We start from the raw sequence: 16786 nt of genomic DNA, 5'->3' as shown, positions 1-16786 counted from the left end.
GCGGAGCGTGGCGGGGACACCGTGCGAGCTGGCGGTCGACGTCGGGACACCCTGCGCGCCCGGGGCTGGACCGGCGCGCCTCACCCGTGCCGACGCAGCACCTACGCCGTGGGCGGGCGGGCCAGGAGTCATCGCGGAGACCTGTGGACCGTGAGGGGCGACAGGTCTCCGACATCACGCGGTGGGTTCGCCCCCAGCGGTCAGCCTTCAGGGGTAGGTGCGGAAACCCCGGCCCGACTTCCGTCCCAGGTAGCCGGCCGTCACCAGGTGCTCGAGCAGCGGTGCGGGGGCGAATCCGCGCTCCCGGAACTCGAGGTAGAGCTCGCGCTGGATCGCCAGGGACACGTCGAGACCGACGACGTCGAGCAGCTCGAACGGCCCCATCGGGTAGCCGCAGCCGGTCTTCATCGCAGCATCGATGTCGTCGGCCGTGGCGTAGTGCGCCTCGAGCATCCGGACGGCGTCGTTGAGGTAGGGAAAGAGCAGGGCGTTGACGATGAACCCGGACCGGTCACCGCACGAGACGGGGTGCTTGCCGAGCTTGGCCGTCAGGTCCACCACCGTGGCCGTCACGTCGGGCGTGGTCGAGACCGTGGAGACGACCTCGACGAGCTTCATGATCGTCGCCGGGTTGAAGAAGTGCATGCCAATGACGTCCTCGGGCCGCGAGGTGACGACCGCGCAGTCGATGACCGGCAGCGACGAGGTCGTCGTCGCGAGGATCGCCCCCGGCTTGCAGACCTTGTCCAACGTCCGGAAGAGCTCCTGCTTGGCGGCCAGCTCCTCGACGATCGCCTCGACGACGAGGTCGACCTCGGCCAGGTCGTCGTGGCTGGTCGTCCCGGTGACCCGCTCCGACACGAGCGCCGCGTCCTGCGTCGACAGCTTCCCCCGGTCGACGGCTTTGGCGAGGCTCTTGGCGATCGCGGCCTGGACCCCCGCGAGCCGCTCCGGCGAGCGCGCGACGAACGTCACGGCATACCCCGCCCTGGCGAAGACCTCGATGATGCCGGTCGCCATCGTGCCGGAGCCGACGACACCGACCCGCTCGATGGTGCGCAACGTCGCTCCCGCCGCGGCGACACCAGCGGGGGTCGACGCGTCCGGGACGACCTGCGACGACCCGGGCTCGGCATAGCTGTAGAAGCCTCGCCCGGACTTGCGACCCTTCAGTCCTGCGGAGACCATCTGCTTGATGATCGGGCTCGGCGCGTGGAGACGGTCGCGACCCTGCTTGTACATCGTGTCGAGGATCTCGTATGCCGTGTCGAGGCCGATGAGGTCCATCAGCGCGAGCGGGCCCATCGGCAGGCCGCATCCCAGCCGCATCGAGGCGTCGATGTCCTCGCGGGTGGCATAGCGGGTCTCATACATCGACACGGCATGGTTGAGGTAGCCGAAGAGCAGGGCGTTGGCGATGAACCCGGCCTTGTCGCCGACGATGACCGGACGCTTGCCGAGGCGTTCGGCAAGCGCCTTGACGTCCTCAAACACCGAGTCCTCCGTGACGACGGTGCGGATGACCTCGACGAACTGGAGCACCGGCGCCGGGTTGAAGAAGTGCATCCCGACGACCCGCTTGGGATTGGACGTGGCGACGGCGATCTCGGTGACCGGCAGCGACGAGGTGTTTGTCGCGAGGATCGCGTCCTCGCCGACGATCTGGTCGACCTTGGCGAAGATCTCCTTCTTGAGCGAGAGGTGCTCCGGCACCGCCTCGACGACGAGCTGGCAGTCGGCGAGGGCGCTCAGGTCGGAGGTGAACCGGACCCGGGCGTGGAGGGCCGTCTCGTCCTCGGGCGTCAGCTTGGCGCGGCTGACGGCACGCGCGGTGGAGTGCTCGAGGACACCCCGGCCCCGGGCGAGGGCGGCGTCGTCGACCTCGACGGCGACGACGTCGATCCCGTTGCGCGCGAAGACCTCCACGATGCCGGCACCCATGGTGCCGAGCCCGATGACGCCGACCTTGGTGAACTCTCGTGACATGTCGGCGAGTCTGGCAGAGCCGCCCACCCGCCGGGAGGTTCCTTGCGGGCGACGGCGGTCACACTCGCGCCGCTCCGACGCTGGACGACGGTGTGACGGGGGTCGCATCATGGGCTCATGGCCCGTTTTATGGTCGACGTCCGGCTCCATCGGCGGTGGAGCTCCACCCGCACGGTGCGGGCGCGGTCGGCCGAGGCGGCATACGAGCGGGTATGCCGTGCCCTGGCCGAGGCGCACGTCGACACCACCCGCGGCGGGGAGGTCACGGTGGTGTGGCAGCGACGTGGCCGCCACGGGGCCAGGTCGTCGCTCCTCACGGCGGACCCGACGGCGGACCAGACACCGACGGTCTCGCCGGGGTGCGCGAGCCGCGGCGTCCGAAGCCCGGTCCGCCGAGCCTGACGATGCAGATCGAGCTGCCGAGAGGACCCTGAGCCTGTCGCGCCACCTGCGGATCCAGTGCCTCGGCTCTGTGCGGGCGTCCTGCGGCCGCGGTCACCTACGCTGTGCCGGTGCGACTCGTCATTGCCCGCTGCGCCGTCGAATACGAGGGCCGTCTGCAGGCCCACCTCCCGCTCGCGACCCGGCTCCTGCTCGTCAAGGCCGACGGCTCGGTGCTCGTGCACAGCGACGGCGGCTCCTACAAGCCGCTCAACTGGATGTCCCCGCCCTGCGCCATGGCCGAGGTCGAGCCCGAGACGGCCGAGGCGGCCGAGGGGGTCGTCAGCGTGTGGGTCGTGCAGCACGCCAAGTCGGAGGACCGGCTTAGGGTGAAGATCCACGAGGTCCTTCACGACTCGAGCCATGCGCTCGGGGTCGACCCGGGACTCGTGAAGGACGGGGTGGAGGCCCACCTGCAGCGGCTGCTCGCCGAGCACATCCACACCCTCGGCGCCGGCTGGTCGCTGGTCCGGCGCGAGCACATGACGGCGATCGGGCCGGTCGACATCCTGGCCCGGGACGACGACCGCCGGCACGTGGCCATCGAGATCAAGCGACGCGGCGAGATCGACGGGGTCGAGCAGCTGACCCGTTACCTCGAGCTGATGAACCGCGACCCGCACCTCGCCCCGGTGACCGGGATCTTCGCCGCCCAGGAGATCAAGCCGCAGGCCCGGGTCCTCGCCGAGGACCGCGGGATCCGCTGCGTCGTGCTCGACTACGCGGCCCTGCGCGGCATCGACGACGTGGACTCGCGGCTGTTCTGAGGTGCTGCGACCTCCGTCTCGGGTGCTGCGACCTGCATCTCGGGTGCTCTGACCTCCGTCTCGGGTGCTGCGCCCTCCATCTCGCAGAGATGTGGCGCCCGGCGGCACACAGGTCGCCGAGATCGCGTGCGAAGAGCAGGCGCAGCGGGCGGGGTGCGCAGCGGAGCGGGGTGCGCAGCGGGGCGGGGTGCGGTCTTTTCAGCCGGGGTGCGGTCGGCCGGGCCAGTCCCCGACGAGGCGCCATCCGTCCCCATCGATCTCGACGGTGACGACGGCGCAGTTGGGCAGCACGCGCTGGCGGGTCAGCTGCGAGGTGGCGTTCGTCGACGTGTCAGCGATGGAGAGGGACATGACGCCTCCGTGGCTGATGACGACGACGCTCTCGCCACGGTGCTGGTCCGCGAGGGCGTCGAGTGCGCCGCTGAAACGGCGCACCACCTCGCTGCCCGTCTCCGCGCCCGGGCAGCCCACGGTGAGGTCACCGCCCACCCAGGTGGCGAACACCCTGCTGACGCAAGGATCGCTGGACCGGCGTCCGGCGAACTCCCCCACCGAGAACTCCTGAATCCCGGCGATGGCCCGGGCCGGCACGCCGACGGCTGCGCCGACGATCTCGCCGGTCTCGCGGGCCCGTCCGAGGGTGCTCGTGTAGACGGCGGCGACCCGCTCGGCCCTGAGCCGTTCACCGAGCCGGCCAGCCTGATCCCGGCCGAGCTCGGTCAGCCACCCGTCGTCGTCGAGGATGAGGTCCGGGCGCTCGTAGGCGGCGTCGCCGTGCCGGCAGATGAGGAGGCGTGCGGGGCAGTAGAGGTCGCTCATCGCTCGGGCCTGACCTCCGGCTCCACCCCGCGGGCGGCGAGCACCGTGTTGCGCGCGAAGGCGTAGCCGACCATCCACGTCGGCCTGATCCGCATGAGCATGATGTCGTCCCAGGGCAACGCGGACGCGCCGTAGTGCTCGATCCAGTGCCGAAGCACCTCGTCGCGGTCCGGGTGCTCCGGTGTCAGGATCTCCACCTGCCCGTGGGTGAACACGGCCACCTCCTCACCCTCCACACAGGCCGCGCTCACGGCCGGCCGCGCGCGGATCTGTCGACCCTTCGCGGACCCGGGGTCGGTGCTCATCGTCCATCGTCCGTGGAGAAAGTGGCCGTCCATGGCGCTGACCCGCGGCTCGCCCTTCGCGGTGACCGTCGCCAGGGTCAGCACCCGCATCCCGGTCATGAGGTCGGCGATCTCGCGCGCCCGGAGGGTGCGGTCGTCGGTGATGATGGCACGCAGGTGGTCGGTGGCCCCGGCATGAGAGCTGTCGAGCAGGTGCTGGAGCTCGCTCAGCTCCTCGGTCGTCTCCCGCATGTCCACCAGTCTGGCATCGGGCCCCGACACGCGACCCGGGCCGCCTTGAGCGAGAATCAGGATCGTGACCGCAGCAGTTGCCGCTCCGAGCCCGACGGCCGTCACGGCCGGCCTCGATGTCGTCGGGTCCGGCGGGACCGCCGTCGATGGCGCCATCGCGGCCGTGTTCGTCGCGATGGCCACCGAGCCCGGCATCGTCAGCCCGATGGGCGGGGCGTTCATCACGGTCTGGCCGCACGACGGCGAGCCCGAGGTCATCGACGCCAACGTCGAGATGCCGGGGCGCGGCCTGCCTCCGGAACGCTTCGGGCAAGGACTCATCGAGTTCACGACGAGCTATGGGGGCGGCCTGACCCTGTATGCCGGGCCGGGCAGCGTCGCGACGCCGGGCGCCTTTGCCGGGCTGGGGCTCGCCCACGAACGGCACGGCCGGGTGCCCTGGCGTGAGGTCCTGGCCCCCGCTGCGGTCGTGGCCCGGACCGGGTACCGCCTCGGGTCGGCGGCGGCCAGCTATCTGGCGATCACGTCGGCCACCGTCTTCGGGTGGGACCCGCAGACGAGTGCCCTGACCAACCACCCCGACGGCACCCCCGTCGCGGCCGGGGAGGTCATCGTCGACACCGACCTGGCCGCGACCCTCGAGCGGGTCGGTGAGGTTGGCGCCCGGGACGTCTACTCCGGAGGCATCGCCGAGGAGCTGGCCGACGACCTGCAGCAGCGTGGCGGCCTGGTCACCCTTGCCGACCTCACGGCATACCGGGCGGTCGTCCGTGCGCCGCTGCGCCTGCGGGCCGGTGACTGGGACCTGGCCACGAACGCGCCGCCGTCCATCGGTGGGCCGGTGCTCGCGGTCATGCTGCGCGAGCTCGGCCGGCGTGGCCAGTGGACGCTGGACGACGTCATCGAGATCCAACGCCTCGTGCTGGGGCACCGGCTGCAGGTCCATGACTTCTCGCGCGACCTCGAGGCGGACGGGCACGCCCTGCTCGAGACGGTGGAGCACCACGGTCTCGTCGGCCTCCCCACCTCGTCCTCCACGGTCCACGTGTCAGTCGTGGATGACCGCGGCACGGCCTGCGCGATCACTGCCTCGGCCGGATATGGCTCTGGCGCAACGGTGCCGGGGACCGGACTCATGCTGAACAACTGTCTGGGGGAGCCGGAGCTCAACCGTCTCGGACTGCACGCGCTGGCGCCGGGGACGCGACTGGCCTCCAACATGACGCCGACAGTCGGACGTGCCGACGGCGGCCGGGTCCTGGCCATCGGCACCCCGGGTGCCGACCGGATCACCACCGCGCTGATGCAGGTGCTCGGACGTCACTGCTACGAGGGGATGGATCTGCCGGAGGCGATCGAGCAGCCGCGGCTCCACGTGACCTTCCTCCGTTCCGGCGGGGCGCAGGTGCAGATCGAGGACGACCCGCAGCTGGCCCTCGCCGTCGAGCGGTGTGGCCTCGACGCGGTCGTGCACCCGGCACGGGCGATGTTCTTCGGTGGGGTCGGCGCGGCATACCGGCGTGGCGACGGCTCGCTGGCCGCCGCCGCCGACATCCGCCGGGCGTCAGCGACCGGCGTCGCCTGAGCCGCCGCCCGGGCGTCCACAACTACTCACCTGAGGACCTGTGGACGTGGATCGGCGGGCCGGGCGTCCACAACTCCTCACGTGAGGACCTGTGGACGCGGATCCGGCAAGCAGACGGGCTCAGACGGGAGCAGGCTCGGGCGCCTCCGCGCCGAGGCCCCGCGCCTCCCGGATGAGCCGGACGAACTCGCCCATGATCGCGTTGAGCCCGAAGTCCTTGGGCGTGAACACCGCCGCGACACCCATGGCCCGCAGCGCCGCGGCGTCGGACTCGGGGATGATCCCGCCGACGATGACCGGCACCTCGAGGGCCCCTGCGGCGCGCAGCCCGGCCAGCACGTCGGGGACGAGGGACATGTGCGACCCGGAGAGGATCGAGAGGCCCACGAGGTGCACGTCCTCGGCCACGGCGGCCGCGACGATCTCGTCGGGGGTGAGCCGGATCCCTTGGTAGATCACCTCGAAGCCGGCGTCACGGGCCCGGACGGCAACCTGCTCGGCCCCGTTGCTGTGGCCGTCGAGCCCGGGTTTGCCGACCAGCACCCGCAGGCCCTCGCCCAGCTCCGCGCCGGTGCGGGCGACGGCGGCCCGGACCCGGACGAGATCGGGGCCGGTGCCCTGCACCCCCACGGAGCCGGAGACGCCGGTGGGCGCTCGATACTCCCCGAACTGGTCCCTGAGCGCCTGGGCCCACTCGCCCGTCGTCAGCTCGGCGCGGGCGCACTCGAGGGTGGCCGGCATCAGGTTGGCCCCCGACGCGGCGTCGACCCGCAGCCGGGCGAGCGCGGCCTCGGCCCGCGCGCACCTGCCCGGGTCGGCGTCGCGGGCCTCGCGCCACGCCCGGACGGCCGCGACCGCCGCCGCCTCGACGTGCGCGTCGACGCTCTGGATCGCGGTGTCGAGGTCTGCCGTCAGCGGGTTGGGCTCGGTGGTCGTGAACCGGTTCAGCCCCACGACGACGTCCTCGCCGGACTCGATCCGGCGCCGCCGGTCCGAGTGCGAGGCCACGAGGGCGGACTTCATGTAGCCCGACTCGACCGCCGCGACGGCGCCGCCCATCGCCTGGACCCGGTCGATCTCGGCGCGGGCCCCCTCGGCGAGGGAGGCGACCTTGGCCTCCACGACGGCCGACCCGGCGAAGAGGTCGTCGTACTCGAGCAGGTCGGACTCGAACGCCAGCACCTGCTGCAGGCGTAGCGACCACTGCTGGTCCCACGGACGGGGCAGGCCGAGGGCCTCGTTCCACGCGGGCAGCTGCACGGCGCGCGCCCGTGCGTCCTTTGACAGGGTCACGGCGAGCATCTCGAGGACGATCCGCTGGACGTTGTTCTCCGGCTGCGCCTCGGTCAGTCCGAGCGAGTTGACCTGCACTCCGTAGCGGAACCGGCGCTGCGCGGCCTTCGTGACGCCGTAGCGCTCCCGGGTCAGCTCGTCCCACAGCTGGACGAACGCCCGCATCTTGCACATCTCCTCCACGAACCGCACCCCCGCGTTGACGAAGAACGAGATCCGCGCAACAACCTCCCCGAACTCGGCCTCCGGGACCTGGCCGCCGTCGCGGACGGCGTCGAGCACGGCGATCGCGGTGCACATGGCGTAGGAGATCTCCTGGACGGGGGTCGCCCCCGCCTCCTGCAGGTGATAGCTGCAGATGTTGATCGGGTTCCACGTCGGGATCTGGCGCACCGTGTAGGCGACCATGTCCGTGATCAGGCGCAGCGACGGCTCCGGCGGGAAGGCGTAGGTCCCCCGCGAGAGGTACTCCTTGATGATGTCGTTCTGCGTCGTCCCGGCGAGCGCGTGGACCCACGAGGCGGGGTCCTCACCGGCGGCGACGGACTGCTCCTCGGCGGCCACCTGATACAGCGCGAGCATCCACATGGCCGTCGCGTTGATCGTCATCGAGGTGTTCATGTCCTTCAGCGGGATGTCCGCGAAGAGCGCCCGCATGTCCCCGATGTGGCTGATCGGCACGCCCACCTTGCCCACCTCGCCGCGTGAGAGCGCGTGGTCCGGGTCGTAACCGGTCTGGGTGGGCAGGTCGAAGGCGACGGACAGCCCCGTCTGTCCCTTCTCGAGGTTGCGTCGGTAGAGGGCGTTGCTCGCCGCGGCGCTGGAGTGCCCGGCATACGTGCGCATCACCCACGGTCGGTCCCGAGGGGGTCGTGCCTGCACGTCAGCGTCGTCGGACATACCTCCCGACGGTAGCGGGGGTGACCCGCCGCGGGGCAGTGGTTCAGGCGGTGAGAGGCGCCACAGTGGACTCCTCGAGCCCACGGTGCAGGATTCGGTGGAGGCGAGCGGCCCGCAGCAGCCGCTCGGTGCGCGGAGTCAGCTCGCCGAGGACGAGCCGACGGCCGCCGCGGCGGGCGCGGTGGTGGGACTCGACGAGCACGCCCAGGCCGGTCGCGTCACCGATCTCGGCGTCACCGAGGTGGAGGTGGAGGTCTCCGGAGCCGTCGGCGAGCAGGGCGTGCAGGGTAAGGCGCACGTCGGCCACGGTGTGGACGTCGATCCGTCCGTGGACGGTGACCTCCTGGCCGCGTGACGTCATGATGACGTACATGGGCGCTGTGGCGATCGGCTGAACGGTCATGATCGTCCCCTTCTGCGGCGTACTGTCTACCTTTGTCCTATTGACGCACTGCATGACAGATCGTTTGGCTGTCCGCTGGTTACGATCCGGACTCTTCGTAGGAGGCCGGTGCGTAGAGTTTGATACCGGAAGATAACGGATGATTTCGAGCCTGCGCTGGACGCCACGCGGTGGTGCGGGTGACGAACGAGTGTCGAACGGACGACGAGGTATGCCGGGCCGCCGGCTCAGACGAACGGGCCGCCGGCTCAGACGAACGGGTCGTCGTCCGCCTCACGCGTGACGTCGCCGCCGAGGCCGCTGACGAGGGTCTCGAAGCTGGCATATCCACGATCGATGTGGTGCGCCCCGCTCACGGTCGTCACCCCGTCGGCGACCAGTCCCGCCACGACCAGTGCGGCGCCGGCCCGGATGTCACTCGCCTCGACCGGCGCGCCGGACAGCTGGGCGACGCCGTGGACCATGACGTGGTGACCGTCGATGCGGGTATCGGCCCCCAGCCGGGCCAGCTCCTGGACCGTGCGGAACCGCGCCTCGAAGAGGTTCTCGGTGACCATGGCGCTGCCGTCCGCAACGGCGTTGTAGGTCAGCGCGAACGGCTGCAGATCGGTCGGGAACCCGGGGTAGGGCAAGGTCGCGACGTCGATGGACCGGGGTCGGCCCGGGGGGGCGAGCACCCGGAAGCCGTCGGCCGTCGTCGACACGGTGCAGCCGACGCTGCTGAGCAGGTCGAGGGTGATCTCCAGGTGGTCCGCGACCCCACCGACGACCTCCACGTCCCCGCGAGTGGTGGCTGCGGCGAAGGCCCAGCTGCCGGCCGCGATCCGGTCGGCAACGACGGCGTGCACCGTGGGGTGCAGCGCCTCGACGCCCGCGATCTCGATCACGGATGTCCCGGCGCCGCTGACGTGCGCGCCCATGCTCACGAGGAAGTCGGCGATGTCGACGATCTCGGGTTCCCGGGCCGCGTTGTCGATCCGCGTCGCCCCCGGTGCGAGGACCGCGGCCATGAGGATGTTCTCCGTCGCCCCCACGCTCGGGAAGTCGAGGCGGATGTCCGCGCCCCGTAGCCCCCCGGGCGCCGAGGCGATCAGGTAGCCGTGCGCGACGTGCACCTTCGCCCCCAGGCCCTCGAGACCCGCCGCATGCAGGTCGAGCCCGCGCGACCCGATCGCGTCACCACCGGGGATGGCGACGTCGGCCTCACCGCACCGCGCCACGAGCGGGCCGAGGACCGAGATCGAGGCCCGCAGCGCCCGGACCAGCTCGTAGTCGGCGCGGTGGCCGATCTTCTCCGGCACGTCGAGCTCGACGACGCCGCGCCCGGGGTCGTGGTCGACCACGACGCCGAGGCGGCGCAGGAGCTCGGCCATGATCGTGACGTCGACGATCGCGGGGACGTTGGTGAGGCGGGTCCGACCGACGGCCAACAGCGCACCGGCCATGAGCTTGAGGGCGCTGTTCTTGGCTCCCGCGACGGGAACCCTCCCCTGCAGGGGCGTGCCCCCGACGACCCGAAACCGTTCTCTCACGCGAGCACCCTAGTGCGTGGGTCGGCGGATGGGCCGCTCCGGACGATGCGGGCCGGTGGTGGCAGTCTTGGCCCATGGTGAACCTGACGAAGATCTATACCCGCACCGGTGACGACGGGTCGACGTCGCTCGGCGACTTCAGCCGGACGTCCAAGAACGACCCCCGGCTGCTCGCCTACGCCGACACGAACGAGGCGAACGCCGCACTGGGCGTGGCCGTCGCCGCCGGCGGCCTCGCCCCGGACCTGGTGGCCACCCTCACCCGCGTGCAGAACGAGCTCTTCGACGTCGGCGCCGACCTCTGCACGCCACTGCAGCTGACCTACCAGTATCCGCCCCTGCGCGTCGACTCCCCGTGGATCGACGACCTCGAGACGGACTGCGACCACTACCTCACCCGGGTCGAGAAGCTGCGCTCCTTCATCCTGCCCGGCGGCACCGTCGGATCGGCCCATCTCCACGTCGCCACCACCGTGGTCCGACGGGCCGAGCGCGCCACCTGGGCCGCGATCGACGCGCTGGGCGAGCAGCCCGGCGAACGTCCGGGCCAGGGTGGAGTCAACGTCCTCACGGCGAAGTACCTCAACCGGCTCTCCGACCTGCTCTTCATTCTGTCGAGGGTGGCCAACATCCCCATCGGCGGCGACGTCCTCTGGCAGCCCGGCGGCGGACGTGTTGCGGCACCCGAGCGCACCCGCAACGGAGCCGACTCCGATTCCGAGGGAGATGCCAAGGGTCAGGGGGAGCACGAAGGGCGCGGGGCCCCGAACGTCGAGGGCGAGTCCGGCTCGCCGACCGAATAGCCCCGTCAAGCGCTTTCAGGACAGCTCCGTGGAGCGCCTCTCAGGCGACGTACGTCGTCGACCCCGGGGGGGCAGCCTCGACCCACGACCGGAGGGCGGTGTATGCCGGCGGCTGGAGCGCCAGGTCGAACTCGAGATCCCCGTGGGAACAGCGCACGCCGTAGGCCTCGGGCAGCAGGTCGATCCGGTCGCTGCCCACGAGCGTCAGGGGGGCGTCGAGGTCGAGCCCCGACCGGTCCCACCGGTGGCGCGGCCGCAGGCTCAGGCCCCCCAGGCTGAACCACTCGAGATGGGCGCTGCCGAACCGGGCCAGCCCCAGACGCCACCGCCCACCCTCGGGCGGACGCAGTCCGCAGAGGGTGAGAAGCCGACCCCGCGCGATGGCCCGCCGCCGAAGGAAGACCCCCACGAGCAGCGTCCCCGCCACACCGAGCACCACGCCGACCAGGATCTCGAGTGAGGCGACGGCGCTCGGCACGGGGGTCCGTCAGCCCTGGATCCCGGCCGCGTCGACGCTGTCGGCCACGATGGTGACCCGGTCGTGCTCGACCGAGAGGAACCCGCTGTCGATGGTGGCCGTCTGCGCGCCGCCGTCGCCGTGGATCGTCACGTCACCGCTGACGAGGATCCCGAGCAACGGCGTGTGCCCGGGCAGGATCCCCAGCTCGCCCTCGACCGACCGGGCACGGACCATGCTGGCCTCGCCCGACCAGACCTTGCGGTCGGCGGCAACGAGCTCGACGTAAAGCTGACTCACGGTGTCCTCCGGGATGTCGGTGTGCTCACGAGTCTATCGGTCGGTCGGGGCGTCCGAGGACGCCGGCGCACTGCCCGGCGACCCTGGCCCACTCCGCTGCACCTGTCCCCCGACCACGGCGACGAACCGGTCCATGACCTCCGCGAGGTTCTCCCGCACGATGCCGTCCGGGACCGGGGGCAGGTGCTCGACCCAGTCGGGGAGACAGCTGCCCCGGAGCTGCCCGACCCGAGCCGGCCGACCGAGGAACTGCAGGTGCAGGTGCGCCCCGCCGTCGCCCCACCTGTTGACATGGGCCCGTCCGACACTGGGCAGGGACTCGACCGCGGCAGCCAGCGCCACGAGCAGCACCCCCAGCTCGGCGGCCAGCTCCGGGGGCAGGTCGCCGAGGTCGTGGTGCTCCAGCGGCATCAGCACCAGCCACACCGGGAGCACTGGTGACTCCGTCTCGGGGACGACGACCCACCGCTCGTTGCGCCAGACGGCCCGCTCGATGGCGGACCGGGGGTCCGTGCACCAGCACTGACGGGGGTCCTCCCCCCAGCGCGGGGCCTCGACGTCCGCCAGGGGCGCGAGCGGCCGGACGACCAGGGTGTCCTGCTCGTAGGGGAAGATGTCCCACCCGCTGAGGGCGTCCTCAGCCAGAGCGGGCAGGCGCCCCTCACCATCGGTGGCGGCGAGCAGGCGGGCGTAGTAGTCCTGGGCGGTTTCGAGCATGCGGGTAACGTATCTGCGGCCACTGCGACCGGCATACGCCTTCGGCATACGCATGGCCGTTCGGCCAGAAGAACCGGCCGGGCACCCGAGGCTGCCCGACCGGCTGCCCGGACGCTCGCCCGCCGGGTCACCCGTCGGTCAGAGGTTCTTCTGGATCTCTGCCCACTGGCGCTCGACGTCGTCGAGGCCACCACACATGTAGAACGCCTGCTCGGCGAAGTGGTCGTACTCGCCGTCGGCGATCTTCGTGAACGCCTCGACCGTGTCGACGAGGGACACGGTCGAGCCCTCGATGCCGGTGAACTGCTTGGCCACGTAGGTGTTCTGCGACAGGAACCGCTGGATCCGGCGGGCCCGGTTGACGAGGATCTTGTCTTCCTCGGACAGCTCGTCGATGCCGAGGATCGCGATGATGTCCTGCAGCTCCTTGTTCTTCTGGAGGATCTGCTTGACGCGCACCGCGGTGTTGTAGTGGTCCTCGGCGATGTAGCGCGGGTCGAGGATGCGCGACGTGGAGGACAGCGGGTCCACGGCCGGGTAGATGCCGAGCGAGGCGATCTCGCGGGAGAGCTCGGTCGTCGCGTCGAGGTGGGCGAAGGTCGTCGCCGGGGCCGGGTCGGTGTAGTCGTCGGCCGGCACGTAGATCGCCTGCATCGAGGTGATCGAGTGACCACGCGTCGAGGTGATCCGCTCCTGGAGGACACCCATCTCATCGGCCAGGGTGGGCTGGTAGCCCACGGCCGACGGCATCCGGCCGAGGAGGGTGGAGACCTCGGAGCCGGCCTGGGTGAAACGGAAGATGTTGTCGATGAAGAGCAGCACGTCCTGGCCCTGGACGTCGCGGAAGTACTCCGCCATCGTCAGTGCCGACAGGGCGACCCGAAGGCGCGTGCCCGGCGGCTCGTCCATCTGGCCGCAGACGAGGGCGGTCTGTCCGAGAACGCCCGCCTCCTCCATCTCCACCATGAGGTCGTTGCCCTCACGGGTGCGCTCGCCGACGCCGGCGAAGACCGACACCCCACCGTGGTCGCGGGCCACGCGGGCGATCATCTCCTGGATGAGCACCGTCTTGCCGACACCCGCGCCCCCGAAGAGGCCGATCTTGCCACCGAGCACGTAGGGGGTCAGCAGGTCGATGACCTTGATGCCGGTCTCGAACATCTGCGTCTTCGACTCGAGCTGGTCGAAGGCCGGCGCCTGACGGTGGATGCCCCACCGCTCCGTGACCTCGAGCTTCTCGCCCTCCTCGAGGTTGAGGCACTCGCCGGTCGTGTTGAAGACGTGACCGAGGGTGACATCGCCCACGGGGACCGTGATCGGACCGCCGGTGTCCTGCACGGCGGTCCCGCGCACGAGGCCGTCGGTCGGCTGGAGCGAGATCGCGCGGATCATGTTGTCGCCGATGTGCTGGGCGACCTCGAGGTTGAGGTTCTTCTTCTCACCGGACAGCTCGACCTCGGTCGTGAGGAGGTTGTACTGCTCCGGCATGCCGTCGACGGGGAACTCGACGTCGACGACGGGGCCGGTGATCCGGGCGACCCGCCCGACCGAGCCAGGACTCGGCGCGGTGCTGGCCGCGTTGTCAGTGACAGTGGCAGTCATGATCCATTTCCTTTACTTGGCAGACGCGAGGGCGTCGGTGCCGCCCACGATTTCGCTGATCTCTTGGGTGATCTCGGCCTGGCGGGCCTGGTTCGCCAACCGGGTGTAGGTCTTGATGAGGGCGTCGGCGTTGTCGGTGGCGGACTTCATCGCCCGCTGCTGGGCGGCCATCTGCGACGCCGAGGCGGACAGCAGACAGGTCCAGATGCGGGAGATGACGTACTTCGGCAGCAGGGCGTCGAGGACCTGGCCGGCACTCGGCTCGAACTCGTAGAGCGGCAGGACGTCGTCGGGCGCGGGGGCCTCCTCGTCGTCGACGATCTCCAGCGGCACGAGGCGCAGCACGCGCGGCTCCTGGGTCACCATGTTCTTGAACCGGGTGTAGACGACGTGGACCTCGTCGTGGCCGCCCTCCTCGTAGTCCTTGACGAAGTCGTCAACGATGCGCCCGCCGATCTCCTTGGCCGCGTCGTAGGTCGGCTTGTCGGAGAACCCGCTCCACTCCGCGGCATACTCGCGCCGGCGGAACTTGTAGAAGGCGATGGCGCGGCGGCCCACCAGGTAGGCGACGACCTCCTTGCCCTCCTCCGTGAGCCGGCGCACGAGCTGCTCGCTCTCCTTGAGGACCGAGGAGTTGTAGGCGCCGGACAGGCCGCGGTCACCGGCGATGATGACGACGGCGGCGCGGCGGACCTCGTCGCGCTCGGTCGTCAGCAGGTGCTCCTCGTTGGAGTAGGTCGCCAGCGCCGACAGTGCCCTGGTCAGCGCGGCGGCATACGGCGTCGCCTCCTCGACCCGCTGCCGGGCCTTGACCACCCGGGAGGCGGCGATGAGCTCCATCGCCCGGGTGATCTTCTTGGTGGCCTGGACGGACTTGACGCGCTGGCGGTAGACCCGCATCTGCGCTCCCATACCTGCCGCCTCTCTCTGCTCGTGGTGCGAACTTCGTTGGTATGCCGGCTCCCCGGGGAGGTGACCCCCGGCTGGCTCAGCGTTTCTGCCGCTTGATCTGCTCCTGGTCCATGTCCTCTTCGGCGAGGTCCTCCGGCGTGCGCTCGTGGCCGACGTCCGTGCGACGGTCGTCGCCGGGGACTTCCCCACCGAACTCGACCTTGAAGGCCTTGACGGCCTCCTCGAGTCCCTGGCGCGTGTCGTCGTCGAACTTGCCCGTCTCACGGATCCCGTCGAGCAGGCCCTTCTTGCCCCGGCGCAGGTAGTCGAGGAAGTCGGTCTCGAAGGTCCGCACGTCCTCGACCTTGATCGAGTCGAGCTGTCCCGTCGTGCCGGCCCAGACGCTGACGACCTGCTCCTCGACGGGGTAGGGGTTGCTCTGCTTCTGCTTCAGCAGCTCCACCAGACGGGCGCCCTTGGCGAGCTGGGCCCGCGAGGCCGGGTCGAGGTCGGACGCGAACATCGCGAACGCCTCCATGGCGCGGAACTGCGCGAGGTCGAGCTTGAGCCGGCCCGCGACGTCCTTCATCGCCTTGATCTGGGCGGCGCCGCCGACCCGGGACACCGAGACGCCCACGTCGATCGCCGGACGGACGTTGGCGTTGAACAGGTCTGCCTGGAGGTAGATCTGACCGTCGGTGATCGAGATGACGTTGGTCGGGATGTAGGCCGAGACATCGCCCGCCTTGGTCTCGATGATCGGCAGGCCGGTCATCGAGCCGGCGCCGAGGGCGTCGGAGAGCTTGGCGCACCGTTCGAGGAGGCGCGAGTGCAGGTAGAAGACGTCACCCGGGTAGGCCTCGCGGCCCGGCGGCCGGCGCAGCAGCAGGGAGACCGCACGGTAGGCCTCGGCCTGCTTGGACAGGTCGTCGAAGACGATGAGGACGTGCTTGCCGGCGTACATCCAGTGCTGGCCGAGGGCCGAGCCGGTATAGGCGGCGAGGTACTTGAAGCCGGCCGCATCAGAGGCAGGAGCGGCGACGATCGTGGTGTACTCCAGCGCGCCGGCCTCTTCGAGGACGCCACGCACGGCGGCGATGGTCGAACCCTTCTGGCCGATGCCGACGTAGATGCAGCGGACCTGCTGGGTCGGGTCGCCAGTGGCCCAGTTGGCCTTCTGGTTGATGATCGTGTCGACCGCAACCGTGGTCTTGCCGGTCTGGCGGTCACCGATGATGAGCTCACGCTGGCCACGGCCGATGGGGATCATCGAGTCGATGGCCTTGATGCCGGTCTGTAGCGGCTCGTGGACCGACCTGCGCGCCATCACACCAGGCGCCTGCAGCTCGAGGGCGCGACGGCCCTCTGCCACGATCTCGCCCAGGCCGTCGATCGGCTGACCGAGCGGGTTGACCACCCGGCCCAGGAAGTTGTCACCGACGGGAACGGAGAGAACCTCGCCGGTGCGCTTGACCTCCTGGCCCTCCTCGATGCCGGAGAAGTCGCCGAGGATGACGACGCCGATCTGGTGGGCCTCAAGGTTCAGCGCGATGCCGAGGGTGTCGTCGGCGAACTTGAGCAGCTCGTTGGTCATCGCCGAGGGCAGGCCCTCGACGTGGGCGATACCGTCACCAGCGTCGATCACTCGGCCGACCTCTTCGCGCGAGGCCGCGCCGGGCTCGTAAGACTGAACAAACTTGTCCAGTGCGTCCCGGATCTCCTCCGGACGGATCGTGAGCTCCGCCATCAGTGTC

General features: G+C 70.5%; 16 protein-coding genes. 4 read left to right on the top strand and 12 right to left on the bottom strand.

Features of this window, described 5'->3' with window-relative positions; translation table 11 throughout:
- Window positions 1-207 precede the first annotated feature (207 nt).
- On the bottom strand, window positions 208-1986 hold the full coding sequence (locus tag ACLL9L_RS18270) for a 3-hydroxyacyl-CoA dehydrogenase family protein (RefSeq protein WP_411286077.1): 1779 nt from the start codon (window positions 1984-1986) through the stop codon (window positions 208-210).
- Between the two features lie 117 nt (window positions 1987-2103).
- Between ACLL9L_RS18270 and ACLL9L_RS18265 the strand changes: the two genes are divergently transcribed.
- Both ACLL9L_RS18265 and nucS read left to right on the top strand, forming a co-directional pair.
- On the top strand, window positions 2104-2388 hold the full coding sequence (locus tag ACLL9L_RS18265; RefSeq protein WP_411286076.1) for a hypothetical protein: 285 nt from the start codon (window positions 2104-2106) through the stop codon (window positions 2386-2388).
- A 110-nt stretch (window positions 2389-2498) separates the two neighbouring features.
- The gene (nucS, locus tag ACLL9L_RS18260) at window positions 2499-3194 is read left to right on the top strand and encodes an endonuclease NucS (protein WP_411286075.1); all 696 of its coding nucleotides are present in this window, start codon (window positions 2499-2501) and stop codon (window positions 3192-3194) included.
- Window positions 3195-3392: 198 nt separating this feature from the next.
- On the opposite strand, the gene ACLL9L_RS18255 is transcribed toward nucS, so the two are convergent.
- Entirely contained in the window at window positions 3393-4013 is a 621-nt protein-coding gene (locus tag ACLL9L_RS18255) for a histidine phosphatase family protein (protein ID WP_411286074.1), read from the bottom strand.
- The gene (locus ACLL9L_RS18250; protein WP_411286073.1) at window positions 4010-4549 is read right to left on the bottom strand and encodes a pyridoxamine 5'-phosphate oxidase family protein; all 540 of its coding nucleotides are present in this window, start codon (window positions 4547-4549) and stop codon (window positions 4010-4012) included. The genes ACLL9L_RS18255 and ACLL9L_RS18250 overlap by 4 nt, the downstream gene beginning before the upstream one ends.
- A 64-nt stretch (window positions 4550-4613) precedes the next feature.
- Between ACLL9L_RS18250 and ACLL9L_RS18245 the strand changes: the two genes are divergently transcribed.
- Entirely contained in the window at window positions 4614-6134 is a 1521-nt protein-coding gene (locus tag ACLL9L_RS18245; RefSeq protein WP_411286072.1) for a gamma-glutamyltransferase, read from the top strand.
- A gap of 120 nt (window positions 6135-6254) precedes the next feature.
- Here ACLL9L_RS18245 and ACLL9L_RS18240 read toward each other — a convergent pair whose 3' ends face one another.
- From ACLL9L_RS18240 to murA, 3 genes are all read right to left on the bottom strand, one after another.
- Window positions 6255-8273, bottom strand: a complete 2019-nt coding sequence (locus tag ACLL9L_RS18240; RefSeq protein WP_411286092.1) for a protein meaA — start codon at window positions 8271-8273, stop codon at window positions 6255-6257.
- Window positions 8274-8370: 97 nt separating this feature from the next.
- Complete coding sequence (locus ACLL9L_RS18235) at window positions 8371-8730, bottom strand: STAS domain-containing protein (protein WP_411286071.1); 360 nt, start codon at window positions 8728-8730, stop codon at window positions 8371-8373.
- 248 nt (window positions 8731-8978) lie between these two features.
- The gene (gene murA / locus ACLL9L_RS18230) at window positions 8979-10262 is read right to left on the bottom strand and encodes a UDP-N-acetylglucosamine 1-carboxyvinyltransferase (RefSeq protein ID WP_411286070.1); all 1284 of its coding nucleotides are present in this window, start codon (window positions 10260-10262) and stop codon (window positions 8979-8981) included.
- A 74-nt stretch (window positions 10263-10336) separates the two neighbouring features.
- Here murA and ACLL9L_RS18225 point away from each other — a divergent pair, with 74 nt between their 5' ends.
- Window positions 10337-11065 carry a cob(I)yrinic acid a,c-diamide adenosyltransferase gene (locus ACLL9L_RS18225; protein WP_411286069.1) on the top strand — a complete coding sequence of 243 codons (729 nt, stop codon included), beginning with the start codon at window positions 10337-10339 and terminating at the stop codon, window positions 11063-11065.
- 40 nt (window positions 11066-11105) lie between these two features.
- Here ACLL9L_RS18225 and ACLL9L_RS18220 read toward each other — a convergent pair whose 3' ends face one another.
- From ACLL9L_RS18220 to atpA, 6 genes are all read right to left on the bottom strand, one after another.
- Window positions 11106-11543: a DUF2550 domain-containing protein gene (locus ACLL9L_RS18220; protein ID WP_411286068.1), complete on the bottom strand. Its 438-nt coding sequence runs from the start codon at window positions 11541-11543 to the stop codon at window positions 11106-11108.
- Window positions 11544-11552: 9 nt separating this feature from the next.
- On the bottom strand, window positions 11553-11822 hold the full coding sequence (locus ACLL9L_RS18215; protein ID WP_411286067.1) for a F0F1 ATP synthase subunit epsilon: 270 nt from the start codon (window positions 11820-11822) through the stop codon (window positions 11553-11555).
- A gap of 33 nt (window positions 11823-11855) precedes the next feature.
- Complete coding sequence (locus tag ACLL9L_RS18210; protein WP_411286066.1) at window positions 11856-12539, bottom strand: hypothetical protein; 684 nt, start codon at window positions 12537-12539, stop codon at window positions 11856-11858.
- A 138-nt stretch (window positions 12540-12677) separates the two neighbouring features.
- The gene (atpD, locus tag ACLL9L_RS18205; RefSeq protein WP_411286065.1) at window positions 12678-14141 is read right to left on the bottom strand and encodes a F0F1 ATP synthase subunit beta; all 1464 of its coding nucleotides are present in this window, start codon (window positions 14139-14141) and stop codon (window positions 12678-12680) included.
- A 12-nt stretch (window positions 14142-14153) separates the two neighbouring features.
- Window positions 14154-15053: a F0F1 ATP synthase subunit gamma gene (locus tag ACLL9L_RS18200; RefSeq protein WP_411286064.1), complete on the bottom strand. Its 900-nt coding sequence runs from the start codon at window positions 15051-15053 to the stop codon at window positions 14154-14156.
- 76 nt (window positions 15054-15129) lie between these two features.
- Window positions 15130-16779, bottom strand: coding sequence for a F0F1 ATP synthase subunit alpha (atpA, locus tag ACLL9L_RS18195; protein WP_411286091.1), 1650 nt, complete (start codon window positions 16777-16779; stop codon window positions 15130-15132).
- Between the last annotated feature and the right edge of the window lie 7 nt (window positions 16780-16786).

This window comes from Lapillicoccus sp. (assembly GCF_046595215.1).
GTDB lineage: Bacteria > Actinomycetota > Actinomycetes > Actinomycetales > Dermatophilaceae > Lapillicoccus.
This window is presented reverse-complemented; position numbering and strand designations above follow the sequence as displayed.

What these genes read in the sequence shown, in the direction of transcription:
- ACLL9L_RS18235 (WP_411286071.1), bottom strand. Translation starts at nt 8,730, where the DNA reads ATGACCGTTCAGCCGATCGCCACAGCGCCCATGTACGTCATCATGACG.
- atpD (WP_411286065.1), bottom strand. Translation starts at nt 14,141, where the DNA reads ATGACTGCCACTGTCACTGACAACGCGGCCAGCACCGCGCCGAGTCCT.
- ACLL9L_RS18265 (WP_411286076.1), top strand. Translation starts at nt 2,104, where the DNA reads ATGGCCCGTTTTATGGTCGACGTCCGGCTCCATCGGCGGTGGAGCTCC.
- ACLL9L_RS18225 (WP_411286069.1), top strand. Translation starts at nt 10,337, where the DNA reads ATGGTGAACCTGACGAAGATCTATACCCGCACCGGTGACGACGGGTCG.
- ACLL9L_RS18270 (WP_411286077.1), bottom strand. Translation starts at nt 1,986, where the DNA reads ATGTCACGAGAGTTCACCAAGGTCGGCGTCATCGGGCTCGGCACCATG.
- ACLL9L_RS18210 (WP_411286066.1), bottom strand. Translation starts at nt 12,539, where the DNA reads ATGCTCGAAACCGCCCAGGACTACTACGCCCGCCTGCTCGCCGCCACC.
- ACLL9L_RS18250 (WP_411286073.1), bottom strand. Translation starts at nt 4,549, where the DNA reads ATGCGGGAGACGACCGAGGAGCTGAGCGAGCTCCAGCACCTGCTCGAC.
- ACLL9L_RS18240 (WP_411286092.1), bottom strand. Translation starts at nt 8,273, where the DNA reads ATGCGCACGTATGCCGGGCACTCCAGCGCCGCGGCGAGCAACGCCCTC.
- atpA (WP_411286091.1), bottom strand. Translation starts at nt 16,779, where the DNA reads ATGGCGGAGCTCACGATCCGTCCGGAGGAGATCCGGGACGCACTGGAC.
- ACLL9L_RS18255 (WP_411286074.1), bottom strand. Translation starts at nt 4,013, where the DNA reads ATGAGCGACCTCTACTGCCCCGCACGCCTCCTCATCTGCCGGCACGGC.
- ACLL9L_RS18200 (WP_411286064.1), bottom strand. Translation starts at nt 15,053, where the DNA reads ATGGGAGCGCAGATGCGGGTCTACCGCCAGCGCGTCAAGTCCGTCCAG.